The 26,471-nt window shown below is 62.1% G+C and carries 12 protein-coding genes and 1 tRNA gene; 6 read left to right on the top strand and 7 right to left on the bottom strand.

Annotated features, from left to right (window positions below; all coding sequences use genetic code 11):
* Positions 1–553: 553 nt before the first annotated feature.
* The 3 genes from HMPREF2779_RS05790 to HMPREF2779_RS05780 form a co-directional block, all read right to left on the bottom strand.
* A tRNA-Met gene (locus HMPREF2779_RS05790) sits at positions 554–630 on the bottom strand.
* Between the two features lie 333 nt (positions 631–963).
* On the bottom strand, positions 964–4,107 hold the full coding sequence (locus tag HMPREF2779_RS05785; protein ID WP_105361047.1) for a UPF0182 family membrane protein: 3,144 nt from the start codon (positions 4,105–4,107) through the stop codon (positions 964–966).
* 273 nt (positions 4,108–4,380) lie between these two features.
* The gene (locus HMPREF2779_RS05780; RefSeq protein WP_105361046.1) at positions 4,381–5,604 is read right to left on the bottom strand and encodes a YlbL family protein; all 1,224 of its coding nucleotides are present in this window, start codon (positions 5,602–5,604) and stop codon (positions 4,381–4,383) included.
* Positions 5,605–5,901: 297 nt separating this feature from the next.
* Between HMPREF2779_RS05780 and HMPREF2779_RS05775 the strand changes: the two genes are divergently transcribed.
* Positions 5,902–7,365: a zinc-dependent metalloprotease gene (locus tag HMPREF2779_RS05775; RefSeq protein WP_105361045.1), complete on the top strand. Its 1,464-nt coding sequence runs from the start codon at positions 5,902–5,904 to the stop codon at positions 7,363–7,365.
* Positions 7,366–7,540: 175 nt separating this feature from the next.
* Here the strand turns inward: HMPREF2779_RS05775 and HMPREF2779_RS05770 are convergent, their stop codons facing one another.
* Both HMPREF2779_RS05770 and HMPREF2779_RS05765 read right to left on the bottom strand, forming a co-directional pair.
* A complete protein-coding gene (locus HMPREF2779_RS05770) occupies positions 7,541–8,179 on the bottom strand; it encodes a M48 metallopeptidase family protein (protein ID WP_070685357.1) in 639 nt (212 codons plus the stop codon).
* Positions 8,163–10,094, bottom strand: coding sequence for an ATP-dependent helicase (locus tag HMPREF2779_RS05765; RefSeq protein WP_105361044.1), 1,932 nt, complete (start codon positions 10,092–10,094; stop codon positions 8,163–8,165). The genes HMPREF2779_RS05770 and HMPREF2779_RS05765 overlap by 17 nt, the downstream gene beginning before the upstream one ends.
* Positions 10,095–10,421: 327 nt before the next feature.
* Between HMPREF2779_RS05765 and HMPREF2779_RS05760 the strand changes: the two genes are divergently transcribed.
* Positions 10,422–11,423 carry a phosphotransferase gene (locus tag HMPREF2779_RS05760; RefSeq protein ID WP_105361043.1) on the top strand — a complete coding sequence of 334 codons (1,002 nt, stop codon included), beginning with the start codon at positions 10,422–10,424 and terminating at the stop codon, positions 11,421–11,423.
* A gap of 1,054 nt (positions 11,424–12,477) precedes the next feature.
* Here the strand turns inward: HMPREF2779_RS05760 and HMPREF2779_RS05755 are convergent.
* Positions 12,478–17,259 (bottom strand): ATP-dependent DNA helicase, encoded by a 4,782-nt coding sequence (locus HMPREF2779_RS05755; RefSeq protein WP_105361042.1) that lies wholly within the window; start codon positions 17,257–17,259, stop codon positions 12,478–12,480.
* Positions 17,260–17,338: 79 nt separating this feature from the next.
* Positions 17,339–21,217, bottom strand: a complete 3,879-nt coding sequence (locus HMPREF2779_RS05750) for a UrvD/REP family ATP-dependent DNA helicase (RefSeq protein WP_105361041.1) — start codon at positions 21,215–21,217, stop codon at positions 17,339–17,341.
* A 190-nt stretch (positions 21,218–21,407) separates the two neighbouring features.
* Here HMPREF2779_RS05750 and HMPREF2779_RS05745 point away from each other — a divergent pair, with 190 nt between their 5' ends.
* From HMPREF2779_RS05745 to HMPREF2779_RS05730, 4 genes are all read left to right on the top strand, one after another.
* Positions 21,408–22,103, top strand: a complete 696-nt coding sequence (locus HMPREF2779_RS05745; RefSeq protein ID WP_049353292.1) for a 3'-5' exonuclease — start codon at positions 21,408–21,410, stop codon at positions 22,101–22,103.
* A 166-nt stretch (positions 22,104–22,269) separates the two neighbouring features.
* Positions 22,270–23,637, top strand: coding sequence for a threonine/serine exporter family protein (locus HMPREF2779_RS05740; RefSeq protein WP_070685364.1), 1,368 nt, complete (start codon positions 22,270–22,272; stop codon positions 23,635–23,637).
* Positions 23,638–23,846: 209 nt separating this feature from the next.
* Positions 23,847–25,196 carry a glutamate-1-semialdehyde 2,1-aminomutase gene (gene hemL, locus HMPREF2779_RS05735; protein WP_105361040.1) on the top strand — a complete coding sequence of 450 codons (1,350 nt, stop codon included), beginning with the start codon at positions 23,847–23,849 and terminating at the stop codon, positions 25,194–25,196.
* Positions 25,197–25,228: 32 nt separating this feature from the next.
* The gene (locus HMPREF2779_RS05730; RefSeq protein WP_105361039.1) at positions 25,229–26,410 is read left to right on the top strand and encodes a sugar dehydrogenase; all 1,182 of its coding nucleotides are present in this window, start codon (positions 25,229–25,231) and stop codon (positions 26,408–26,410) included.
* Positions 26,411–26,471: the final 61 nt, after the last annotated feature.

The following is a 26,471-nucleotide window of genomic DNA, read 5'->3' as shown; positions in this document are numbered from 1 at the left end:
CCCACGGTTACACCACTATGCGGGACGCTACTCTTTCAACGCTTAGTTACCGCCTGTTTGAGGCTAAGCGGTATATCGAAAACGTTGGTATATCAGTCAAAACATGGTGTGTTGCCGCCTCTACCGCCTAATTTCTAAAAAGTGTACACGCGAGTGTTCATCTTCCTACATATGCGTGTGTATATATAAAAGTTTTCGGTTTTAGGCGGTGAAGGCGGTAAAGGGTTGGGATTCGGTTGAGATACGAGGGAAAATGCTATACCGCTTTTGCATTTTCAGGCGGTAAACAGCCGGTATCAACGCCGATTAGGCGGTGAAAATCCTCCTCTGCAACCTCCCTCCCACGAGATCATGCACGAGCGAAGATAGTCATACGCCCCGAAGGGGCGTTGGATGATAGTCCTCGATGTTGGGTGATAGTCCCCCCTCCCCCCACCTCGACGACGGGCCTGAGTTTGGCTGAAAGGTAGGGAATAACATAGGGATTCGGTCTCGTCAGGGCAAAACAAAACCCGGTATCTCAGCGACTTTTCGTTGAGATACCGGGTTTTTCTGGTTGCGGGGACAGGATTTGAACCTGCGACCTCCGGGTTATGAGCCCGGCGAGCTACCGAACTGCTCCACCCCGCGGCGACTCATACAACTATACAGACCCCAAACCGGGCATGCAAGCCAAAAACGCGATTTGTAACCAAGCACACAAAAATAGGGGCTGTTGGGTAGAAAGCAGTTGGGTAGAAAGCAGTTGGGTAGGAATAGGGGCTACGGGGCAGTGCCAGGGGTAGAACATACAGGAACGGGGTGGAAGTGAATCACTTCCACCCCGTTCCCGCAGAGACCGCTAGAGCTAGTCGGTAGGAGCCGTATCCAGTGCAGGCCCCGGATCTAGAGCGAGGACGCTAGACCCGTGAGCATCCGGTATGGGCTACTCCCCCGCTGTCTCTTAGGCTTAGCCTCTTAGTCTTAGCGAGAAGCCGAGGCGCTGGCGCTGGGCTTCGCGCTTGCGGGGGCGCTTGCAGAAGCCGCGGCACTGGGAGCTGCAGAGGCGCTCGGAGCCGCAGAGGCACTGGGCGCTGCCGAAGCCTTAGCGGAAGCCGCGCTCTGCGCCTCCTCAGCCTCCAGAGCCTTCTTCACGGCTGCTTCCAGACGCTTCTGAGCCTCACCGTAGGCAGCCCAGTCGCCCTTCTTCATCGCCGCATCAGCATCGGTCATCGCCTTCGAGGCATCGTTGAGAGCCTGCTTCAGCTCCGAAGACTGCGAAGCCGAAGAACCTCCGGTCGAAGCACCCGAGGTACCCGAAGAACCAGACGCCGAAGCCGAGGGGCTAGCCGCCGAACCGTCCAGCTTCGCGCCCGAAGAGCCACCGAACACCTGGTTCAGCGCCTCCTCCAGAGTCGGAGCGAAACCGACCTTATCGCCGAAGCTCACCAGCACACGCTGCAGACGCGGGTACTTAGCGTCACCGCTCGACTGCACGTACACCGGCTGAACGTACAGCATGCCGCCGCCCACCGGCAGAGTCAGCATATTGCCGTTAATAACCTCAGAGGAACCGCGGCGTAGCAGGTTCAGCTGGTTCGACACCTCAGCATCAGAGTTGAAAATATTCTGAGCCTGGCCCGGGCCCGGAACCACCGAAGAACGCGGCAACTCCAGCAGACGCAGCTTGCCGTAGTCGGCGCTACGCTCGCCGTCCTTACCGGTACCGGCATCACCATTAGCCGCCAGGAAGCCGTACATCACGTTACGAGAGTTCGAATCGCTCTGCTGAGGAATGAACGTGGTCGTCAACGAGAAGTGCGCACGCGAATCACCGGGCATCTGCAGGGACAGGTAGTAGGGCGAAATCGGCTGGTTACGATCATTGGTCGGATCATTCGGAATCGACCAGACATCGTCACCGGCGTAGAAGCTATTCGCGTTCGTCACGTGGTACTTATTCAGCATGGTGCGCTGAACATTGAACATGTCAGTCGGGTAACGCACGTGGCTCATCAGCGAAGCGTTCATCTCACGGTAGCTCTTCACTGTGCCAGGGAAAACGCCCTGCCACGCCTTCAGCACCGGATCCTCCTCATCCCACGCGTACAGGGTCACCGAACCGTCATACGCGTCCACGGTAGCCTTCACCGAATTACGGATGTAATTCACCGAGTTAGAACGCTGAGCACCCGCAGCGGTTGCCGCGTCCTGGGAGCTACCCTGCGCGTAGGGGAACTGATCGCTCGTGGTGTATGCATCCACGATCCACTGCACGCGGTTATTCACAATCGCCGGGTACGGCTTAGAATCCACGCTCAGGTACGGCGCCACCTTACGCACACGGTCCAGCGGGTTACGTTCGTACAGAATCTGCGACCCCTCACGCACCGCATCCGACAGCAGAATGTCAGAGGACTGGAACTTAATCGCATAGGACAGGCGAGCCAGCAGCGAATCAACGCGAGGACCACCGTAACCGGTGAAGGTGTACTTCGCATCGGAGGCGTTGGTTTCCTCAGCAGAAAGCGGACGGTCCAGCTCCAGGGTGTCGCCCTTACCGCCCACAATCGAATACTCCGGCGAGCTCGTGCCAAAGTAAATACGCGGCTCGTAATCCTCGCTCAGGGTACCGGTCGCCTTAATACCGGACTGCAGGAACTTCGGGTTACCCGCAGAATCCACCTGATTACCGTAGGCGGCAATCACGCCGTAACCGTGGGTGTACACCACGTGGCGGTTATACCAAGAATCACCGCTGGTCTGCGCCGGGTTCAGCTCACGAGCCGCCAACACCGTATCCTGCGTGGTATTACCCACCGCATAGCGGTCCACCGCCAGCTGCGAATCAAAACGGTAGTACGGGCGGAACTGCTGCATCTGCGCAAACGCCGAGGACACAACATTCGGATCCAACAGACGGATATTCGCAATGGTCGCGCTCGAAGAGCTCAACGCACCGGCACGGGTATCAATCGTCGCGTCATACGGAGTGGTCTCAATCTTGTCCAGACCGTACGCGTAACGGGTCGCATCAATATTGCGCTGAATGAACTTCGACTGAGCACCCTGCTCATTCGGAACCACCTGGAAACGCTGAACAATCCACGGGTACAGGCCGCCAGCAACCACAGCAACAATCACCAGCATCGCGGTGCTAATCAGCGGCAGACGCCAACGATTCATCGAAGCCGCCATCACAAACATGACAGCCACCAACAGAGCAGAAATCGCCAAAATAGCGTTCACCGGGATTGACGAGTTCACATCCGTGTACATCGCGCCAGCCCAACGGCCCACCTGCTGCTGAGTCGACGAATAGCGGTCCAACCAGAAGCTCACCGCACGAGTCAGCAAAAACACAGCCACCACAATCGCAGCGTGACGGCGGAATGCCGACGTGGTACTCACACCACCGGGCTGCACCTTAATACCGCCGTAGAAGTAGTGCATGAACAGGCCCGCGAGCGCCGACAGCACCACAGCGGAGGTCACCAGAGTCACCACCATGCGGAAGAACGGCAACGCAAACAGGAAGAAGCCGTAATCCAGACCGAACTCCGGGTCAGTCTTACCGAAGGACTGCTGGTTGAAGAACAGTGCAACGGTGCTCCACTGAGTCATCGTCGCCGAAGCAATAAACAGACCCAACAGTAGCGGAACCACAATCAGCAGAACCTTACGCGCCTTATCCACGCTCTCGTGGTAGCGGCGCATGCTCTCCTCAGCACGCTGCTGACCAAACACGTCACGCAGCATCTGCTCGGCAGCATCCGTGCCGCTCGTCGGCACGCTCTGATTCGGGTTCGGCGCCTCCTGCGGCTTCTTCTCGGACGCCGGCGCCACATCAGCATGACGGACCGCGTAGGACATCGAAGCCCACAGCGGCACAGCAATCACCACGGCAGCCACCACAAACACGGCTGCCTTCAACAAAATCTGGGTAGTGAACACGGTGCTATAACCCAGCTGATCAAACCACAGCCAGTCCGTGTACACCTGGGACGCACCCACAAAAGCAGCAATGAGCACCGCCACCACAGCAATCGTCACCCGCAGGGGGCTACGACGCTTAGGCGTTGACTTCTTCGGCTTGGGATGCGCGGTGTTATTGGTCGACTCAGACACAATTCCTCGCTCATCATACGTTCAGAGAAAATAACTGCCTTTAAGTATCTCAGAGGTAACGCGGAAGGGCAGAACCTCGTAGAAGCTCGGGGCGAAATATGACCGGGTTGAGAGGTTTTGGGACGTGAAATGCTGAGGTGAGAGGTGCTGGCGAGGATTACGGAGACGCAGACGAGGACAGAGAATAGGGTGCAGAACAGCCCCGGTACCGTAAAGTACCGGGGCTGACTTCTACGCTATACGGGTGAGAACCTCGCAGAGAGAAACGTTACGCTAGGAACCGCAGCGGGGCAGGGAATCATCCGGGGTGCCGGACTTAATCGCCTCCACCGTCTTCACCGCCTCATCCAGGGTCGACACCGGAACAACCACCATCGTGCCGCTCACCTGACCGGCGTGATAGTAGTTGAACAGGTCAGGGTCCTGCGCCTGCATCTTCACAATCGAATCGCAGTTCTCCTTCGGCGCCAAGAAATAACGCGCACCGTAACGGCCCGTCGCAAGAATCTTGTACTTGATGCCGCCAATTGCGCCGACCTTACCGTCAGCATCAATCGTGCCGGTACCCGAAATGTAGCTGCGGTACGGGTCGCCTCCGGCGTCCTCATCAGCGAGCAGAGTACCCTCGCTCAGCTTATCGACCGTGCCCAGCGCCAGCATCAGACCCGCGCTCGGGCCGCCCACACCGTCCAGGTTGTACTGCACGTGCGCCGGCAGATCATAGCTCTGCTTCAAACCCGCGCCCAGAATCCAGCGGCTATCGTCGCTGGAACGAACCGGGGTCAGCTTAAACGTCTGCTGCGTGCCGTCACGTTCCACGGTCACGTCAATCGGCGAACCGTTCGAGGCGTTCACAGCCTTCGGAACATCGGTGAGGGTCTCAATCTGCTTCTCCCCCACCTTGACGATGCGGTCGTCAGCCTTCAGAGCGCTCGCCGCCGGGGAACCCTCCACTGTGGAAAGCACCTGAACCTTCTCGGTCACCGCCATCTTCAGCTGGCGCATCGCCGCGACCTTCGCCTGAGTCTGCGAATCAGCCATCTGCGCGCCGGTCGCCGCTGTCGCCTGCTCATGGCTCACGTGCGGGTACAGGGCATCGGTAGGCACCACGAGGCTGCGGTTACCGTCAAACGCCAACCAGCCGTAGAACGCCTCCGCGCCGGACAGCTCCGTGTACGGGCCGCCCGAAACCGACACCGTGGTCATGTTCATCTTGCCGAACGTCTTATAGCTGGGCGCGCCAGAAACCTCAATGACGTCCTTCTCCTGGTACGTTCCGAGCACGTCAAAGAGCGGGCCGGGGCCCTCCTTCACATAGGAACTGGGCAGAACAAAAGCACCAGCCAGCAGGGCGCACGTCGCCACAGCGCTCACCGAACGCAAGTTCACGCGGCGCGGCGCAAAACGCGAACGGCGCTTAGCCTCCTTCTCATTACTCTTCACGCTCGCGGAGGCGGCGTTCGACTGTTGCTCAGCATCAGGGGTGGACTTAGTCATGGTTTCTACAGTACCGGATAAACCTGCTTTTCAACACGCGGGCGGGCACCGTTACCCCGCTAAAAATAGAGCCCCAGGAGGCGTTTACGTTCCGACCCGCACCGCGCTTTATCAGCACCGCACGGTGACAGCGGCACGAAAAAACTCCCAAACCCCGGCCCCAAAGACAAGCTTGTGAGCCCTTAGCTGATTAACCCGCTTCCACAGCAATGGCACGGGAAATTCTCAGCAAAAATCGGTAGGCTGGACAGCGAGCGGGCCAGCTGCGCCCACCCCCGGATTACGAAAGGCTTCTACATGTCTGAGAACCCCACCGGCGGCGCCTCCAACGAGCGCGACCCCCTCGAAGAATTCATTAAGAAGATGCAGGAGCAGGGCTTCGACCCCTCCGCTGGGGCAACCGGCCAGGGCGGCAAGGGCGCCTCCTCCAACGCGCAGAACCCCTTCAGCGCGCTCTTCGGCGAAGGCGGCCAGAACCCCTTCGGCATCAGCATCGACCCCGAAGACCTGAAGAACATGGGCATGAGCTTTGACCCCGCCATGATGCAGAGCATGTTCGCGCAGGTGCAGGCGATGTTCTCCGGCGCGGGCGCATCCGACAGCCCCAGCGGTGTGAACTGGGATAGCGTGAAGAACCAGACCCGCCAGATGCTCGCCTCCATGGGTGAAGACCCCTCCGTACCCGAAAACCTCAAGCGCGCCGTAGAAGACGCGGCGAACCTCGCCGACCTCTGGCTGGACGCGGTGACTATCATTGAGCGCCACAACTACCCGGTGCAGGCGTGGTCCAAGGCGGAATGGGTGGAGCATTCCTTCGACTCCTGGCGCGAAATGGTCGAGCCGGTCGCAGCCGAAGTCACCCAGTCCATGGTCATGCCCGGCGCTCCCGAAGACGTGCCCGAAGAGATCTCGCAGATTCTCAACAGCGGCTTCTTGAACAACATTGGTTCCGTGATTTTTGGTGCGCAGATGGCGCAGGCACTCGCGCAGCTCGCCGGTGAGGTGTACTCCTCCACCGACGTGGGCTTCCCCCTCGCGCCCGGCTCCTCCGCGCTACTGCCCAACGGCTACCAGCAGCTCGCCGACAGCATCGAGGTGCCCCCGCAGGAGGTTCTGCTCTACCTTGCTGTGCGTGAATCCGCGCTGATCCGCCTGCACAAGGCAAACCCCTGGCTGCGTGAAGACCTGGTCCAGCTCGTGGCGCGCTACGCCCGCGGCATCCGCGTGGACATGAACCGCATGCAGGACGCCGCATCCCAGGTGGATATGAGCAACCCCGACGCCGTACAGGAAGCATTCGAAGGCGGCATGTTCAGCCCCCAGCGCACCGAAGACCAGGAACTGGCGATGCAGCGTCTGGAGGGTCTGCTCGCGCTCATCGAAGGCTGGGTATCCGTCGTAACCGAAGACGCGACCCGCAACCTGCCCAAGGCACCGCAGCTGACCGAAATCATGGCGCGCCGCCGCATCGACGGTGGCCCCAGCGAGCAGGTCTTCGAGAACCTGGTCGGTCTGGAACTGCGCCCGCGCCTGGTGCGTGAGGCACAGCAGTTCTGGCGCTGGTACGAAAACGCCCACGGCATTGAGGCACGCGACGGCCTCTGGGACACCCCGGAGACCCTGCCCACCCCCGCCGAGCTGGAAGACTTCACCGCATACGATGCACGCATGAACGAAATCAGCCTGGACGACGTGGACTTCGACTCAGAGCTGCAGAAGCTGCTGGACGGCGGCTTCGGCGACGCGCCCGAAGAAAAGTAGAGCTGAGCGAAGTAAAGCTGAGCGGCGAAAGTAAATAGCTGACACCTCGAGCGGGGGTGGCTTGTGTATTCACAAGCCACCCCCGCTCGAGTGTTTTGGTTGAGTGTTCGGTTGGTTTTTGATTCTTTGACTTTCGAGAAGCGCTTTAGCCGGCTGGATTTTAGCTGGCAGGATTTTAGCCGGCGCTGTTTTCGCCGCGCTCGCCCTCAGCACGTTCACCCTCAGCCCGCGAGCGCCCCAACGCGTACCCCTCCAGGTAGGCCTGCGCCCGCAGCAGCTGCGGGTAGCGCGCCTCCAGGGCACGGAACGCCGCCGAATGATTCGGCTGCAGCAGGTGGCAGAGCTCGTGGTGAATCACCGAATCCAGCACGTACTCGGGCACGCCCTGCAGCTCCGAGGAGATGCGGATCTGCGTGTTCGCGTAGGTTGCCGAGCCCCAGCGCTGACGCTGGTTGCTCACCCAGCGAATCGACAGCTTCTCGAGCCTGCCCGAGGCAACCAGCTCCGGCAGGTTCTTCTGCGCCAGGTGCAGGGCGCGGGAGCGCAGGTATTCGTCCGTGACCGTCAGCTGAGTGGCACGCTCACGGCGGGCGGCACGACGCTGAATGCGCGGCAGCAGGCGGGCAATATGCTCGTCAATCTCTTCGCTCGTACTCGCGGCGGGAATGAGCAGGCGGTAGGCGGGGTTGCCGTGCTCGTCCACGCCGTCACGCTGCATGCTGATGGTGCGGGTGCGGCGCGCCGAGCGGACCAGCTCAATCTGCGGGCGGTCCTCGGTGGCGGGCAGAATCTCACGCTTAAAACGCTGAGCCATAGTCTCCTCTTCCCTTCGACGAACGGCGGGGCTGTGTTGAGCGAGGCTGTGTTGAACGCTGGCTATACGACGAGCCAGCACTCTCAGCCCTGCGGCGGCGCTTCGCCGGATCAATATCGTCCAGGAAACGCGAACGCTTACGCTGACCGCGACCACCCACGGTGCGGGTCATCGTCCAGGTCAGCCACAGGTACTTACGGGCGCGCGTAATACCCACGTACAGCAGGCGGCGCTCCTCATCCACCTCATCCGGGGTGGTCGCAAAAGTAATGGGCATGAGGCCCTCGTTCAGGCCGCACAGGAACACGGCGTCCCACTCCAGGCCCTTAGCCGCGTGCAGGGAGGCGAGGGTTACGCCGTTGACCTGCGGTGCGTCGTTGAATTCGCTGCGGTGGTTCAGGGTCGCCACCACCTCGTGCATGGTCAAAGGGAGCGGCTCGGGCACGCCCGGGCGAGGATTCGCGCGGTGCTCCTGAAGCTGCTCTTGGCGGTGCTGCGCCATCATATCCACCATATGCACCAGGGCGGCGAGGGACTCCCACTTCTGGCGGGTGGCGCCTCCCGAAAGGGGGCCTTCCTCCTTATAGCCGAGGCCGCCGAGCACATCGCGGGTGTAGCGGGTGACGTCCTCGGTACCGTCCGTGGACTTCGCCGAACCGCGCAGGGCAAGCATCGCCTGCTTGACCTCGGGGCGCTCAAAGAAACGCTCCGCGCCACGTAGCTGGTACGGAATGTGGGCGGCAGCCAGCGCAGACTCAATCGCCGCCGATTGCGCGTTCGTGCGGAACAGCACCGCAATCTCCGAAGGCGGCACGCCGTCCTTCTCAATCAGGTCGCGGATATCCTCGGCAATGCCGGCGGCCTCCTGCTCATCGTCGGCATAGCCGAACCACTCCACATCCACGCCGGGGCCACGCTGAGACATCAGCTCCAGCGGCGGCGCCCACGAATGCGGGCTCGAATCCGGATGCGGATGACGCGCCGCCAACAGACGGTTCGCCAACTCCACCACCTGCGAGTGGGAACGGTAGTCACGGGTCAACTTCACCGTGTGCGCGCCACGATACCGGCGCGGAAAATCCAGCAGGTAACGGCTGGTCGCGCCGGTAAAAGAGTAAATCGTCTGGGAGGCGTCGCCCACCACGCAAATATCGTCGCGGCCACCCAGCCACACATCCAACAGACGCTGCTGTAGCGGGGAAACGTCCTGGTACTCGTCCACCACAAAATGGCGGTACTGGTTGCGGACGGTCGCCGCAAGCTTCTCGTCCTCCTCCAGCATGGCGATGGTCAGCAGCAGCACGTCCTCAAAGTCGATGAGGTTACGCTCATCCTTCAAATCCTCATACGCCTGGAAAATACGCTGCATATTCTGCGGGGTAATCGCCGAGGGCAGCTGCTTCTCACTCAGACGCTGCATGATGGTGTCCGGGGTGAGTAGCTGAACCTTCGCCCATTCAATCAGCGACGCCAAATCACGCAACAGGGAACGGTCCGTGCTGATGCGCAGACGGTTCGCCGCCTCCGTAATGAGTGAGGCTTTGTTCTGCACAATGGACGGGAACGTACCGCCTACCACCTGCGGCCAGAAATACGCCAGCTGACGTAGCGCCGCCGAGTGGAAGGTACGCGCCTGCACGCCATGCGCACCCAGCTGGTGCAGGCGGGTACGCATCTCCTCCGCCGCGCGCAGGGTGAAAGTCAGGGCGAGCACGCGCGGGCCCTGGTAGCGACCGATCGCAATGCCGTAGGCGATGCGGTGCGTAATCGCGCGGGTCTTACCGGTACCGGCACCCGCCAGCACGCGCATGGGGCCGTCCAGCTCGGTGGCGACCGCACGCTGATCCGGGTCAAGCCCGGCAAGAATATCGTCTGCGGAGATCATATGCTGAGGCTGCTGAGGTGTGGCGGTCATAATGCTCCATCAGTAAGGCGGGCGGTACGGGCAGACGGCATGCGCTCGCGCGGGCATGCGGGCATGTGTGTATGCGGGTGCGCGAGGCGGTGATAGCCGGTCTTCCATTGTATTCTCCCAGACTGTGTTCTCCAGACCTGCCGCGGCTTCTTGGCTGTTGCTTTCGTTCAGGGCGTGAGGAACCCGCCTCTTTTGGAGTGGGCAAGTAGAAGCTCAACGGGCAGCGCAGGCGAGCACGTTTAGGCTTATCCACAAGTATCTTCACCACTTGGCATAAAGATCCCAAAAACTACTAAACGGCACACATTGGTTTGGTAACCTTAACCCGTGACTTTATCTCCCCTTCAGCTAGCAGCCATTGTCTCCGCCGGAGTGCCCGGGATTTACCCCGTCGGCGCCGAACCGGTCCGCGAAGACAGCGACGACTTCGACTCGGCAATCATCGCCGACTCCACCGGTCGCCGCTGGCGAGTGCGCGCCCCGCGCCGCCCCGACGCCAGCATGCGCCTGGAAGCTGAACACCTCATCCTGCAGTCGTTCAGCCCCGGTCTGCGCGCTCGACTGCCCTTCGCTGTACCCACCGTCGCCGGCACCGTACCCTACGCGGGTGGCAACGTGTTCGTGTACACGCACATCCCCGGCACCATCTACGACGTGGACCAGCTCGCCGAGCTGAGCCGCCGCGAAGTTGCGGCGAACCGCCCCTCCCTGGCGTCCATCATCGCCAAGGACATTGCGACCCTGCACGTGATGCCCGAAGACATTATTTACGAAGCTGATCTGCCCTCCTACTCTTCGGAGCAGATTCGTCTGCGCAAGAACGCTGAGCTCGAGCGTGCCGCCGCAACCGGCAAGGTGCCCGCCGACCTGCTCGCGCACTGGCGTACCGTGCTCTCCCCTGGCCCCATGTGGCAGTTCCGCCCGCGCGTAGTCCACGGTGACATGGGCGCCGAGAACCTCGTACTGCACGTCACGCCCTCGACAGCTCGCATCGTGGAGGTCACCGGCTGGTCCGATGTGCACGTGGGCGACCCCGCGCAGGACTTCGCCTGGCTGTACTCCTGCCAGGACATCGAATTCACCGACGAGGCAATCGAGGTGTACCGCCAGCAGATGCCTCAGCTGCCCGACGCCTACCTGGCGCAGCGCGCGAACTTCTACGCAGAGTTCGCGATCGCCCAGTGGCTCACCCACACCATGGAGGTTGGCGACCGCGACGGCGCAACCCACGCCGTGTCCATGCTCCTGGACATTCAGGACGACCTGCGCGCCTCCGGCGAACTGCTCGGACAGGAGGAGGTCGGTCCGCTGGTCGGCCCCGCCGAATAGATATTGGTCGGCCCCGCCGAGTAGCTCATAAGGTAAGTAGCCGCCAGGTTGTTGCCAGCCAGGTGTCACCTGCCGCATAGGTTTTTCAGTTCAGCCCCGCAGTACCGCACTGCGGGGCTGAACTGTATCTACTGGGCTGTATATCTACTGGGCTGTATATCCACTGCCTCGCGCCCGGTGAAACTAGCTCTCCTGACTGTCTGTCACTGACTGTCTGCCAAACCGGCGGAACTATGCCTATAAGGGCTAGTGGAGGGGCTTTAGTGGGCTTTTTGCCGAAATTTCTTTAAGTGTTTCCCCTCACCTTTTGAGCACCAGTTTTGCATTTTTGTGCATGAATGACTCAAATTAAGGCTGAGACTTGAAGGTGTGATAAAGGTGTTATTCACAATATTTCCCGAACCCAAATACGTCATAAACCCACATAAACCAACTTTTGATTTCAAGAACCCACAGAGCCTCAACTCTACCTTGAACTATGCTCAAAATAGTGCATTTTAGGGTAAAAACTTACCCCGTAGATTTTTTCAAAAACTCCTGGAATACTTTTGCTGTGCCGCGAGAAAACCAGCGGACACACTCCCCATAGCGCACTGACCAGCACTGATATCGTGGCAGCGATAAATTGGGGAGACAGATTGGACGGGACCCTGACCGGTCATGTCAGACCCGAGCCGGATTCATGCACCGCGCAACCAATCACCGATGGCAGAAATCTATAGAGTTACTTTCGAGGTTGTGTTTGAGAGTAAAGACGCACGCAAACCCCACGGGGCGCCAGCGATGCGAGTGAGGTCGCGAGAGCGGCAGTCGTTCGGCGCAATTCTTTCCGGAGCGTGCGAGGGCACGAAGTACCTCTATAGTTCTTCAGCGGCTGAGGACGCCTCATCACCCTAATGCAGTGGAGTGAAGAGGCGTTCTCTGCCATTAACCGCAGAAGTCCACACAGAAAAGCAGCTCACGAGGCGCAATGCCTCCGTGAGCTGCTTTTCCATATTCGGTTACGGCGGGCGCTAATACGCGAGCGCATGCTTCCGCCGCTTAGCCTTGCTGCCTAGCCCTTGCGCGCCTCACGAATCACCTTCGCCAGCTGCGCCTCCGTGGGCAGGCCGCCGCGGATCTGGTGATCCCACACCTCCGCAACGCCCTTGCCGCCCAGATACACGAACACGGTGCTGATACGCTCCGGATCCACGCCCATAATGCGGGAGAACGCGATGCGGTACAGGCCCAGCTGGAAGCGTCGAGACTGCATGGTCGCCATCTTCGGGCGGGAACCGCTCTTCCAATCCACCAGGACCCAGCGTTCGCCGTCCTCGTCCTCGGTGCGGAACACCGCGTCGATACGGCCGCGCAGGCTTACACCCTCGATGTGGGTTTCGACCGGGTATTCGACCGCCCAGATGCGGTCCTTCCACTCATCGCTGCCCCACTCGCTGGTGGCGAAGCGCTCCCAGAGACGCTGAACGGAGGCCTCCAGTTCGCTCTCGGATTCCTCGAAGGCGTCCTCGAAGGTGAACTCGTCCTGTTCCTGCAGGTCTGCAGACTCAGAGGGATCAGCGGGCGCGGCGGAGGTGGAGGCAGCGGAACCAGGCAGGTCAGCCCCCACCGTGTCCTCCGCATCGGGCGCCTCCAGCGGGTCGGCGCTCGGCGCAACACCGAAGTGCTCCTCAATCAGCGCGTGCACCGCCGTACCAATCGTTGCCGCACGCGAGGGACGCTGCGGCACCGGGCGCATCAGCTGATGCACCGTGCCCTGCGGGTCCTCGCGCAGGCGAATGAACGTGGATGCGGACAGGTGCCCCGGCAGCTGATCGCTCAGCACCGGGTCGGTCTGACCCATCATGAGCAGTAGCAGGTCAGCTTCGCGTTCCCAGTCCACCGCCTGCTGGCGCAGGGATTCAGGAATGGCGGACTCGCCGTGCGCCGTGGATACGGCGGGTGCAGTATAGCTTGTGCTCTCCCCCGCCGCCCCAAACTCGGTACCCCCATACGGGGTACCCTCAGACTCGGCGCCCTCGTCACCCGCGCCGACGGCAAGCTCCACCGCCAGGGCGGCACGCTCCACCGCCTCGCGACGGCTCGAGGAGTTAATCGCAATCTCACGCTCTAGATGCTCATGCTGGCCGCGGCGAAGCACCGCCTCCGTACCCCGGTTGAGGGCATCGTCAGAAGCCCAACGCCAAATCACGGGGCGTTCCAGCGGGTCAAAAGGCCACATGGCGGTCAGCACCGCACCCAGGTTCGGGTTCCTGTCTTCGTAGTTCTTCTGGGCGAATTGACCACGCACCTCAATCGGTAGCGCCGCCGCCACCGTGGGTGAGAAACCGGGCTGAGGCGGTTGCGCCTCACGCCATTTCTCCCGCTCGGTGGCTTCGATAATCCATTCGGGAACCGGCAGGTTCAGGCGGGTACAGTTCTCCGCCACGGTGCGTGCTCGTACAGAAGGAGCCGCCTGCTGCCAATCCTGCGCGAGGGCGGGAGCCATGACCTCAACCAGCGCCCAGGCGTAGCGTTGCACCTGCTCGGCGTAGGTCGCCCGGGCGTTCGCGCGCGCCTCCGCCTGCTCGGGGGTGAGCTCGTCAGCGTCTACGGGGTAGAGTTCCAGGTCCTCCAGTAGCGCCGCCTCATCGGGGGCGGGCGGCAGGTTCGAGGGATCCACGACCGTGCCGTGTACCAGGGTCACCGGCTCAGCCAGGCGGTACTTCGACTCAGCCAGCTGCTCAGCCCAGCGGCGCACATGGTTCAGGTGCACCTTCTTGCGCTTATCGGCGGGGTTCGGCATCGTGTACGACAGGCCCATGCCCACCAACTGCGGCGCCGCCCAGGGGGTATCCATTGTCTCTTCGAAGCGCGCAGAGGGCGCATCTACCGTGGGGGTGCCCATGTCAAAGAGCGACTTGAAAAGCATCTCCATAAGCTCCTCCCAGAAGGGCTGCACAGGCAGGGGGAGCATAGCGGCGCTCTTCCAGCGGTAGGCGCTCATCGCTAGCAGGTTACGGGCACGGGTCATCGCCACGTACATGAGGCGGCGGTCCTCCATGCCGGCATGCTCGGCGGCATCATCCTTATGCTCGCCTAGGTAGTCTTCAAGCTCCTTCGCCTTCTCGAAGGCGGTAATCTCCTCCGGGGTCTCAAGAATCGAGGGAAGGTACTCGCGGTCGCCACGCAGCGGCCAGGGCAGAGCCGTACTAGCCGACATCTGCCACAGGTTCGGGGTCTGCCCGCCGGTCGCACTACCGCACAGACCCGGCAGAAGCACATGATCCCATTCCAGGCCTTTCGCCGCGTGCATGGTCATCAGTTGCACCGCATTCGGGTCAGGTTCCACAGTGCCCAGCGCCAGGCCCTTCTCCTCATCATCGGCACGCTCAAGCCACGCGAGGAAGCCCATCACGTAGCTCACGCCGCCCGAAGACAGCAGGAAGCGGCGTGCACCCGGGTCGCTCTCCTCCGCGCTCACGCCGTCAGAGCCGGCGTAAATCATCGCGTTAATACGCGGCGCCGACATGCCATAGGCGGCGGCAACCTCGTGGAAAGCGTCCAGGTTCGCGCGCGAACCCAGCGGGTCGGTACCCGGGCGGACCGCCAGCTCAATATCCAGCAGCATGGTCCGCTCAATCTCGTACAGAAGCGTACCCAAATCCTCGCTCAAACCGGCACGCAGCACGCGCATCTGCTCAGCAAAAGCACGCAGACGCTCCAGCGCCGCCGGGGAGAAACGGCGGCCGCGATACTGCTCACCGTAGAGAGGTTCGCCGTCCGCGCCGTCCTGCGGCAGGTTCTCCACCGCCTCAATCAGGGAGGCGTAACCGGAGGAATCCTCCACCGCGCCCTTGAGGGTTTCGTCCAGACGTTCTTGAGCGGCACGTAGGTGCTCCGCCTGCAGGTTGATGGCAGCTGCGTCGTCGGCGTCTTCAGCCTCGGCGAGCATACGCAACGCCATCTGCTCACGCAGGGCACGCTCACGCTCACGCACCAACGACTGAGCCCAATCACCCAGCGCCAACATATCCGCCGCACCCAGGCGCCAACGCGCACCCGTCAGCAGGCGCGCCAGAGCATCCGAACGGTTCGGATCAGCCAGCACACGCAACGCCGACACCAAATCCACAACCTCCGGCTGGGAGAGCAAACCGCCCAAACCCACCTGCTGCACCGGAATGCCCAGGCGCTCGCACTCCACACGAATCGGGTCCAGCTGACCGTGCACACGCGCCAACACCGCAATCTCAGGCATCTTCAGGCGCGGACGCACCGAACCATCACCGGAACGATGCGCCGCATAGGCGCGCTCGTACTCGCGCACCGCCTGCGCACGCATCGCCGCAATACGTTCGGCAATAGCCACAGCCTCCTCGCGGTCAGAGTCGTGGTACGTCAAATCAACGCGCCCCACCATGCCCGCGGCAGCCTGCTCAAAAGCGGGCGAACCAGGCTCCCCCACCAGGGCGCAGCGCGGGCGCAGGTCAGGAACCTGAGCGGCGGTAATATCGCCGTCGGCGGCACGCACCCACTCGGAAACCTCCTTCAGCTTCTCCGCCACGTGGTTCGCCGCGTTCAGCACCGAAATGTCGTTACGCCACGCAATGGACAGGAACAGCGGCCGCACATGCTCGGTCGGGAAATGACGGTAGAAGCTGAACATCTGACCGTCCGAAGCACCACGGAAACCGTAAATCGACTGCTTCGGGTCACCCACAGCCATCACCGGATGCGCCGGAATACCCGCCGCCTCATCAGCACCGTAAATCGAGGAGAACAAGCTCATCTGCGCGTGCGAAGTGTCCTGGAACTCGTCCAGCAGAACCACCTTGAAACGGGCACGCTCACCCTCACGGATCGCCGGGTCAGCCTCCGCAATGCGGGCGGCAAAACGCATCAGGTCACCAAAATCCAGCACCTGCATGCGCGCTTTCACGCGGGCGTAGCTCATCGCCATGCGCGCGTACACTCGGCGGTTACGCAACAGACGCTGAACCTTCTGAATGTCCTTCTCAGTCTTCGTCTCACGGCGAGGCTCGGGCACCGCCGCATACGCCGCCAACTGCTCAGTGCAGAAGTCAATGACCTGTTGCGGCTCCACCAGGTGCTCCGCGCACTCGTCAGAGAGCTGCAGCATCTGGTTAATCATGGTCGCCGCAGACACCGGCACGCCGTCCTTATCGAGGGGAAGCTCCCCCTCCCAGTACTGCACAATCTGCGCGGCAAGCTGCCACTTCTGCGCATCGCCAAGCATCTGCGCGTCCTGCTCCACACCCAGGCGCAGACCGTACTCCTTGACGAGGTTATTCGCGTAGGAGTGGTAGGTGAGCACGGTCGGGTCAGCAACGCCCTCACGCAGCTCCTCATCGGTCGGGGCGACGCGGCGGCTACGGCGCAGCGTGTTCAGACCGGCACGCATACGGCTGCGCAGCTCGGTTGCCGCCTTGCGGGTGAAGGTCACGCCGAGCACCTCTTCAGGGCGCACAAAACCGTTATCGACCAGCCAAATCACGCGGTCAACCATGGTCGCAGTCTTACCCGAACCGGCACCGGCGATGACGAGGGTCGGGGCGGGGCCCGCCTCAATCATGCGGACCTGCTCGGGGGTCGGCTTCTTACCGTCGGCGCCGTTGAGCATCTCGGCAATGTCGAGGGCGCTGCGGTAGTCGGCAGGCTTCAGCGCGGGGTTGTTCGCGACGGCTTCTGCCGAGAAGAGCACGCCGTTGGGCAGCTGCCAGCTATTGTGCTCGCACCACTGGGCGGGGGTGAGCATGCCGGTGCCAGAACCGGGGTGAGCGCCGGGGGTAGTAGCGCCCGGGTTAGTAGCGCCATATGCGCCAGAGTCAGTCATGATTCCTCTTCCTCATGGATCATTCTCATGGGAGGTTCGGGGTGAGTGATATCAAAAGTAAACGTAGGGTACGCGGCTACTAGGGCTGAGTCACCTGGCGGCCGCGCGTACAAATCGGGCAGATCTCCGGCAGGCGGCACCCATAGCCGCCCTCACGGTGACGAGCCTGCACCTGCGAGCCAGCAATCAGCTCCGCGGCGTGCTGCACCAACTCAGCCGCCCACGAATCATGCTCCGTCAGAGCGGGTTGAACCTGCAGACGAGTCTTGCTCTCGTCATTCACACCCGAGGCGCCCAACTGCACGAGCGCCGCGCCTGCGGAATGACCCGTGTAGCCGGTGTATTCCAGTTCCTGGGGGCGGGCATCCGGTAGCGGTTCACCCGTCTCCAGGGCGGCAGCTTCGGCGCGGTAACGCTCCTCCAGCTGCTCACCCGCGCCAGCCTCCACTGCGATCTGGTAGGCGGCAAGCTGCGGATGCGTCTCCATCTCCGAGCCGGTCGGCTTAGACTTACCTGTTTTCAGGTCAACAATGGCGTAGCGGCGGGTGCCGTCCTCCGCCGGGGCGGTACCCTCGAGGCGGTCCACACGACCGGTGAGCAGCGCATCCAGCTCGCCGACCTCACCGGCGGGGTCGAAGGGCACGGGCACACGTACCGCGAAGGAGCCTTCAACACCGAGGTTCTGCCAGCCGGCGTCGCCCATGTGCTGACGGTAGTAGTAGCTCAGGCGCAGAATCATGCGCTTGGCGCGCTCGTAGAGGGCGTAGGATTCCCAGGGCACGCGCTCGCGGTACTCTTCGTCGGTTTCGTCCTCCTTGCGGGCGGGCACGCCGAGAGAGCTAATGCGCTCGTCGAGGGCGGTTTGGAGCTCTTCGAGGGTGCCGGTCGGGTACTCTTCGGCGATGGAGTGAACGAGCGTGCCGAGCGAGCGGGACAGGTCGGTTTGGGCTTCCGCACGGGCGGCGGAAACCAGCCAGTCCAGCGGGGAGCTGTGAATGGTTTCCAGACGCGAGGGCGAAAGCGTAATCGTGCGGCGGCCGGGACTTTCTGCAGGGTTTTCAGCCTGTTCTTCGCCGTCTTCACCGTGGTTTTCGTCCAGCTCAGCGTGGTCTGTCAGGCGGTGCGCAAAGAGCAGCTCCGTGCTAGAAAGCGGCAGCAGGCCCCACCACTCGTCGGGTGCGGCACCGGGCGCCTGCGCATTCGCCAGGCGCGCCAGAGTGCGGGAGGCGGCATCGAGTCGGTACGCGGAAGCCTCCGGGGTGAGCGCCTCTTCCTCCGGTGCGCTGTGCATCGGTGCGCCGTTCTGCTGTGTGTCCTTCTGCTGGGCGTCTTCGGCGCGCATCGCGTTCATCGATTCCTCAACGAGGGTGCGGCGAAGCTCCGCCACGAGGGAACGCAGGGTAGCGGGGCGGCGCACACGGGTGATGGGCACGTCCGTGGAGTCGCCGACCGCGTCGGTGGGTAGCACGAAGTCGAAGAACTCGCCGGGTGCCTGATCGTCGTTGCGTACGGCGGTGAGCACAAGGCGGGTGCTGGCTCGGGTGGCGGCGACTGCGAACATGCGCAGCTCGTCGTGGCGGGTGTCGCGCACGCGTTCGGGATAGCTACGGATGCGGGCGGGCGGCACCGGCTGCTCGCTCTCCCCCGCCTGTTGTTCTGCCTGCTGGGCACGCTGGCGGAGGCGCGCATCGCACAGGTCCGTAAGGTCGCCGGTGCTCAGCAGGGAGCCGCGCACGGTGGTGTTGGGCCAGGTTCCTTCCTGCAGACCGCATACATATACGGTGCGCCAGGACTGACCTGCGGCGAGTGCGGGGGTGAGAATCTCGACCGCGTCTTGGCGTACGCCGCGGGCGGCGAGGGTGTCCATGGGCAGGTTCTGCGCGTCGATGAAGTCGAGGAACTGCTCGGCACCGGCGCCGCGCATCTGCTCGTCGAATCGGTCGGCGGCTTCGAAGAGACCGATCATGGCGTCGAGGTTTCGGTGGGCTGCGTCGGCGTCGGGGCCTGCGCCGCGCGACTGGGCGACCCAGGACTTTTCGAGGCCGCTGGCTTCCCAGAGTGCCCAGAGCACTTCGGTGCTGGTGGATTCGGGGCGGGCGAGTGCTTTACGTCCGGCGGAGAGCACGGCTGCGATGCGGTGCACGGCGCGTCCTACGCCCTCTTCGGGGAGGGTTTCGGGGTGTAGCAGGGCGCCGAGGAGCAGGTCGTCGCTGGGGCGGTGGCCGCCGCTTTGCAGTTCGATGGATCGCAACTGCTGGCGGAGTCGTCGCACGTCCATGCTGGATGCGCCACCGAGCCGGGAGGTGAGCAGGGTGATGGCGCTCTGCGCGCCGCCGAGGGGGTTGGCGCGGCTTTCTTCGGCGATGACGTCGTCGAGGCTTCGGCGCATGAGCTCTTCAGCTTCGGTGGCGCTGAGGGTTTCGTAGCCGCCACGCTCCGCCGCCTCCGCACCTTCTGCACCTTCTGCGGCGGGCATGTGCACGGCGGGGTTGAGTGCCTTCTCGCCGCGCTTGCGGGCGTAGACGAGCAGGCTGAGCGCGTCCAGGAAGGGGCGTACGGCGGGTTCGTCGCGCACCGGCACGAGCGCCGCGGAGGTACGCGAGGGAATACCGTTCGAGGAGAGCACGCGGCGGATACGTGCCACGTCCGCGCTGCTACGCACGATGATGGCGGACTCGCGGTAGGGGTGGTTGCCGTAGATGCGTTCTTCGAGCAGCATTTGGGCGATGAGGTTCGCCTCATCCTGAGAGCTGGAGAGCGCATACTTATACACGCCGGCGGGTGCGGTGCGGTAGTGTGCGGGGTCGAGGATTTTGCCGTCGGCGCCCAGGTGCAGCAGCGGTTCGTCGGCGGCGCCCCAGGTGAGGGCTTCGTCGGCGGGGGTGGTGTTGATACGTCCGAAGGTTGCGGGCGCGCCGTTCTTTACACCTCCCTGCGCACCATTCTTCGCCCCCTCCTGTTCAGCGGTGAGCGGCACGAACCGAGTGTAGCGCGGCAGGCGGCGGCGAATGTCCGCCACGAGCGGCATCATGAGTGCGGGCAGGCGGTACGAGGTGGTGAGCGTGCGGGTGCGCATGCTGGGGAAGCTTGCCTGCAGGGTGGTGACGAGGTCGGGGCGGGCGCCTCGGAAGCCCTGGACCACGGCTTCATCGCTGTAGGTTATGACAACCTGGGGACCTTCAGCGAAGAGGTCGGGGTGGGTTTCGGTCAGGTGCGCGGCGTCTGCGGGGGCGACTTCTGCTGCGATGAGGCGCAGCAGCCGGTAGATGGAGGGGCTGAGTTCCTGCACGTCGTCGATGAGGATTAGGTCGTAGCGGCGGCGTTCTTCGGCGAGGAATTCGGGGGTGCGCAGCAGCAGCCGGCAGGCGTCGTTGATGAGTACTGCCGGGTCGTAGGCGTTTTTGGCGCGGAGGGCTCGCACGGCACGGTATTCGGTGTGCAGTTGGGCGAGGGCGTGCCAGGCGGGCTGGTTGTGTTCGGTGGCGAGGGCGTGTACGTCTTCGGCGGTGAGGTCGTATTCTGCCATGCGGTCGAAGAAGTCGCGGATTTCGTGGCGGAAGCCGCGGGTTGCGAGGGCGTCGCGGAGTACGTCGGGCCAGGCGGGTCCGGGGGCGATGCCTTCGGCGTGGTTGGCGAGTAGTTCGCCGATGATGACGTCTTGTTCGGGACCGGAGAGAAGTTTGAGGTTGCCTTCTACGCCGCTGAGTAGCCCGCGGGTTTGGGCTCGTTTGAGCAGGTCGAAGGCGTATGCGGCCCAGGCGCGGGTGGGCGCTACGGAGAGGCTGCGGTCGCTGGATGCGGCGATGGTGTCTCGCATGCGGGTTGCGGCGGTGCGGGTGGGTGCGAGGATGAGCAGGCGGGCGGGGTCGTTGCCGTCGGCGAGGTAGCGCAGGGCACGTTCGGTGAGGTTGTAGGTTTTACCGCTTCCGGGGATGCCGGTGAGAAGTTGGGTTGTCATGGTTTCAGTCTATCGGCTGTAGCGCGGTTGTACTTTGTCGGTGGTCTTGTGGGCTCGTCAGCTACTTATGTGCCGCCTCGGTGACTTAATATGCCGCTCCCAGGGCTTAATGCTGCTCTGCCGGGGGGGTATCCACAGCCGCGTGACCACCGGGCGCGCGCCTACACCGCCGCTGGGTTAGTCTTATAGCATGACCTGGATGAACGGCCTGCGCGCCACTTTTGACCTTGAAACCACCGGTGTGGACGTCACCACCGCCCGCATCGTGACTGCTTCCCTGATCCTGCTGGACCCTCAGGGTAATGTGGTGCGCCGTGGCGAGTGGCTGGCTGACCCCGGTGTTGAGATCCCCGCCGGTGCCGCCGCCGTGCACGGTATTACGACTGAGTACGCGCGTGAGCACGGCCGTCCCGCCCGCGAGGTCGTGTGGGAGCTTGCCGGCGCGATTGGTGCGCTCAATATTGATGGTGTGCCGATTATTGCGTTCAATGCCGCCTACGATTTTTCGGTGCTGCACCACGAGATGCTGCGCCACAATATTGCCAACGGTGAGCTGCCGCCGGGTGTGGTGCTCGACCCGTACGTTCTGCATAAGCACGTGATTCCGCGTAAGCGCGGCAAGCGCACCCTTGAGGTTCTTGCCGCCGAGTACGGTGTCTCCCTGGAGAATGCGCACACCTCCGCTGATGATGCCCTGGCGGCGGAGCGTCTGCTGGTGAAGCTGACCGAGCAGTTCCCCGAGGTTCTCAACGTGGATGCACGCCAGCTGCACGAGCAGCAGATTCAGTGGGCGGCGGAGCAGGCGGCGAGCTTCCAGGCGTGGTTGCGTACGCAGCCGGGTAAGGAATCTGAGGTTATTGACGGCCGCTGGCCTGTGCGCCGATAAAACTGCGCCTCTAAACCTGCGCCGCTAAAAACCTAGGCAGCATCCCCAAACACCTCTCCTTTACTGACGGGCTGACACTATCCCCGTTTGGGCTTCTCCCCTATGCTAGATATGGAACCATACCTACACGAATAGCACGTGAATAGCACGACCCGGAAGGCCTCTCATGGATGATCAGCCCCGCACTACCGAGCCGTACCCTGACACTAATACGCGCAGTATTTATCTGGGGTCTACCCGTCTGGCTCATGAGCACCTGGTGGCGCAGTCGCAGGTGGTGCTCCGCCTGGGCCGCATCCTGATGAAGTCGGGTGCGAGCGCATACCGTATTAAGGCGTCGATGGCGCGTTTGGCGAAGGCTGTGGGGTTGAAGGAGCATCACGCGCAGGTGACCTTCACCGAAATTTCGACTTCTTCGTACACTGACGGTAATTTCCGTACTGAGGTGGCTGAGCAGCGCACGATGGGCATTAACGCTCATAAGCTGGATCAGCTGGGTAAGTTCATTTCTGAGCTTCCTGAAAAGATCACCCCTGCGGAGGCGAATGCTGAGCTTGACCTTATCGATTCGGCGAAGCCTCTGTACACCCGCTGGATGTTGGCGCTGGCGTCGGCTGTGGCGTGTGCCGGGTTCGCGTTCCTGAACCGTGGCGGCCTGGTGGAGTGCTCGGTTGTATTCTTGGCGGCGGGTGCCGGCCAGTATTTGCGTTCGACTCTGCTCAAGCGCGGTGTGAGCCACATGGCGACGTGGATGGCGTGTGGCTTCCTGGCGGCGGGCCTGTACATTGCGATTGTTAATGTGCTGGTCGCGGCGAGTTGGATTAGCCCGAACCATATGATTGGTTTTATTTCGTCGGTGCTGTTCTTGGTGCCGGGCTTCCCCATGGTGACGGGTATGCTCGACATTTCTCGCATGGACTTTTTGGCGGGTATTTCACGCCTGACCTATGTGGGTTTGCTGCTGATTAGTGCGTCGTTTGCGGTGTGGCTTTTGGGCTCGATGTTCCATTTGCCGCTGGCTGCCCCGGCGCCTCTTAACCTGGATCCGACCCTGTATTTGCTTCTGCAGGTGCTTTCTTCGGGTGTTGCGGCGGCTGGTTTCGCGATGCTTTTTGCAGCCTCCCCGGTGGCGTGTCTGTGGGGTGGCGTGATTGCTGCGGTGGCGAATCCCGCCCGTATTCACATGGTTGAGGCTGGTATGCCCGCGCATATGGCGGCGACGATTGCCGTGTTTGGTGTGGGTATTTTGGCTGAGATTGTGGCGCCGCTGCATCACCGTAAGTACACGCGTATTTCCCTGTCTGTTCCGGCGGTGGTGACGATGGTTCCGGGTGTGCTGTTCTACCGTTCGATGTCGCATTTTGCTAGCGGTGATATGTATTCGGCGACGACCGGTTTTGTGCAGTCCATGCTGATTTTCATGGCGTTAGGTATGGGCCTGGCGTTTGTGCGTCTGCTCTTTGATAAGAACTGGCTGTTCGATCAGGACACTCAGGTGCTGAACCGTCTGGATACTGACCGGCATATGCGTTAGCGCGTTGCGCGTCCTCTCTGTTCCCTAACTTGTTTGTTGTGTTTTATCGTCACCTTTCGGTACGTTCAGGTGCTTGTCACCTGCGGTTCATCTGTAGCGCCTATGATGGTTAGGTACGGGACGTTAGTAACGTGCGGACTCTGTCGCCTGCCGTGCGTCGTCCCTTGTAATTCTTTAGTTCGCCGTCCCTGTTGAAAGGCACCGATACGATGACTCCTTCCTCTACCCATCCGCTGCACCACGAAGCCAGCGAGAAGCTGTTTGAGCGTTCTCGCGCGGTGATTCCCGGTGGTGTGAATTCCCCGGTGCGCGCCTTCAATTCTGTGGGCGGCACTCCTGCATTTGCGGCGAAGGCTAAGGGCGCGTACCTATACGATGCGGACGGCAACGAGTACGTTGACCTGGTCTGCTCGTGGGGCCCGTCGATTCTGGGTCACGCGCATCCGCAGGTGGTTGAGGCGGTTCAGCAGGCGGCTGAGCGCGGCCTGTCCTTTGGTGCGGCGAGCGCGCCGGAGGCTGAGCTGGCTGAGCTGGTGGTCAACCGTATTAACGCGGCAATTCCCGGCGCGATTGATCAGGTGCGTATGGTGTCCACCGGTACTGAAGCGACCATGACTGCGATTCGCCTGGCGCGCGGTGTGACCGGTCGCGACAAGATTATTAAGTTCGCGGGCTGCTACCACGGTCACGTGGATGCGCTGCTCTCTGAGGCTGGTTCGGGTGTGGCTACCCTGGCACTGCCGGGTTCTGCTGGCGTGACTGCCGCAACCGCCTCGGAGACCATCGTTCTGCCCTATAACGACCTGGACGCTGTGCGTGAGGCGTTCGCAAACCATGAGGGTCAGATTGCCGCAATTATTACTGAGGCGGCGCCCTGCAACATGGGTGTGGTGACCCCCAAGCCCGGTTTCAACCGTGGCCTGCACGAGATTGCTCACGCGAACGGTGCGCTCGTCATTTTTGATGAGGTGCTGACCGGTTTCCGTGTGTCTTCGGCTGGTTATTGGGGTTACGCGGCTCCCGAGGATGGCGGCTGGGTTCCCGATATTTTCACGTTCGGCAAGGTCATTGGTGGCGGTATGCCCATCGCGGCGCTGGCCGGTAAGCGTGAGGTCATGGAGTACCTGGCGCCGGTCGGTCCCGTCTACCAGGCTGGTACCCTTTCGGGTAACCCGCTGTCGGTTGCGGCGGGTATTACGACCCTGACCCTGGCTGATGCTGCCGTCTACGCGCACCTGAATTCGCGTAGCGCCCAGCTGCAGCAGGCTCTGACCGAGGCGTTCAACGCCGCCGGTGTAGACCACTCCATCCAGAGCGCCGGTAACCTCTTTTCGGTCGCGTTTGGCACCTCTCAGGAGGGCGTGCACAACTACGCCGACATCAAGGCCTCGGCAACCAGCCGCTACAACGCGTTCTTCCACTCCATGCTCGAATCCGGCGTGTACCTGCCGCCGAGCGCATTCGAGGCATGGTTCGTTTCTGCCTCCCACGACGATGAGGCGATGGACCGTATCATCTCGGCTCTCCCGGCCGCTGCCGCCGCTGCCGCATCCGCATAAGGGTTTGAGAGAAGTAAGGAGGTGAGCCGCTCATGGATCTGAGCGCTCTGGGACTGCCCATGGAGCAGCTACGCGACGTGTGGCTGATCGCCTTCATGGTGTACCTGGGCTTGTGCCTGCTGGTGGATATCGCCTACCCGGTGCCCATCAAGAAGGAGAAGGCAGCCGACCTGTACCTTGAGGTGTCCGGCTCGCCCGTTGATGAGGCGCGCCGCGCCACCGCGGAACGCACCGCGATGGGTGCGCCGCTGAGCTCCTCCCGTAAGGGTAGCGCCACGAAGAAGGCGAAGAAGAAGTTGGATTCTATTGAGGGCGCCGGCGTGTTTAGCGGCTGGTTCCACACGGTCATGTACCTGTGGGGCTGGATTGTGGCGGTCTCTATCTTCACCCTGTACTGGGATATCGTGTACGACGGCGTTGTACTGCCGGCGCTGATTCTGCCGTTCCTTATGGTGTACCTGGGTGCGCGTATTGGCCGCCGTCAGTGGCGTGCAGTTCGCGGTTACAGCAAGGACGACCGTGTGCTGGGCATGCCGCGCATCTACTCGGCGACGCTGGGTAAGCTGAGCGCACCGTTCCGTGTGCGCGGCACCGTGCCGGGCGTGGAGCCGATTCGTGATGACCGCACCGCCTACTGGATCCTCGGTGGTATTGCGTTCCTGCTCGCCTCGGTCTTCCTGGTTTCGCTGGCGGGCTGGAGCATCGACGAGGATTGGGAAGCGATCTATATCGGTCACGCATCCTGGTTCTTGCTGGCGGCGGGCGTTCTGCTAATCATCATATTGCTGATGCGTAGCCGCGATTATGTGCTGTACAACCCGGATTCGTTCCAGGCTGGGCGTCTGCTCCTTCCGGCGAAGTCCCGCCCCTACTCTGAGGTTCGCGCATTCCGTGTCTACCCGAAGAACCCGGACGCTATCAAGCTGAACCCGAAGGACGCGAGCCAGTGGACGCTGGAGATTCTGCTCCCCGGCGGCCGCAAGCACGACTATTTACTGAATGATCACCAGATTGATTGTTTGGTGGCGCAGATTGCGTTCAATATTGAGCAGGGACGCTGGGCGCAGCTGGATTCGCCGGCGGACCGTGAAATGTTGGCGAAGTACTTCGTGGACGGCCGCGTCATCTGCACAACCATGGGGTACAAGCCTGCCGGTAAGCATGCGGAGGAGGCGGCACGCCGCGCATCCTTCCAGAAGGCGCAGTACAAGTAAACCTGCAGCCTATATACCACGAGAAGCCACATGTGTTTCGAGAAGCCACCAAAGACGTGGC

This window comes from Rothia sp. HMSC069C03 (assembly GCF_001811075.1).
In the GTDB taxonomy this organism is placed as follows: Bacteria; Actinomycetota; Actinomycetes; order Actinomycetales; family Micrococcaceae; genus Rothia; species Rothia mucilaginosa.
The sequence above is the reverse complement of the archived record's forward strand: the minus strand, read 5'-3'. Positions and strand labels throughout refer to the sequence as shown.

Bases quoted from the DNA above. Each gene is read 5' to 3' on its own strand.
- HMPREF2779_RS05780 (WP_105361046.1), bottom strand. From the start codon at position 5,604: ATGACTAAGTCCACCCCTGATGCTGAGCAACAGTCGAACGCCGCCTCC.
- HMPREF2779_RS05775 (WP_105361045.1), top strand. From the start codon at position 5,902: ATGTCTGAGAACCCCACCGGCGGCGCCTCCAACGAGCGCGACCCCCTC.
- HMPREF2779_RS05770 (WP_070685357.1), bottom strand. From the start codon at position 8,179: ATGGCTCAGCGTTTTAAGCGTGAGATTCTGCCCGCCACCGAGGACCGC.
- HMPREF2779_RS05765 (WP_105361044.1), bottom strand. From the start codon at position 10,094: ATGACCGCCACACCTCAGCAGCCTCAGCATATGATCTCCGCAGACGAT.
- HMPREF2779_RS05755 (WP_105361042.1), bottom strand. From the start codon at position 17,259: ATGACTGACTCTGGCGCATATGGCGCTACTAACCCGGGCGCTACTACC.
- HMPREF2779_RS05750 (WP_105361041.1), bottom strand. From the start codon at position 21,217: ATGACAACCCAACTTCTCACCGGCATCCCCGGAAGCGGTAAAACCTAC.
- HMPREF2779_RS05745 (WP_049353292.1), top strand. From the start codon at position 21,408: ATGACCTGGATGAACGGCCTGCGCGCCACTTTTGACCTTGAAACCACC.
- HMPREF2779_RS05740 (WP_070685364.1), top strand. From the start codon at position 22,270: ATGGATGATCAGCCCCGCACTACCGAGCCGTACCCTGACACTAATACG.
- hemL (WP_105361040.1), top strand. From the start codon at position 23,847: ATGACTCCTTCCTCTACCCATCCGCTGCACCACGAAGCCAGCGAGAAG.
- HMPREF2779_RS05730 (WP_105361039.1), top strand. From the start codon at position 25,229: ATGGATCTGAGCGCTCTGGGACTGCCCATGGAGCAGCTACGCGACGTG.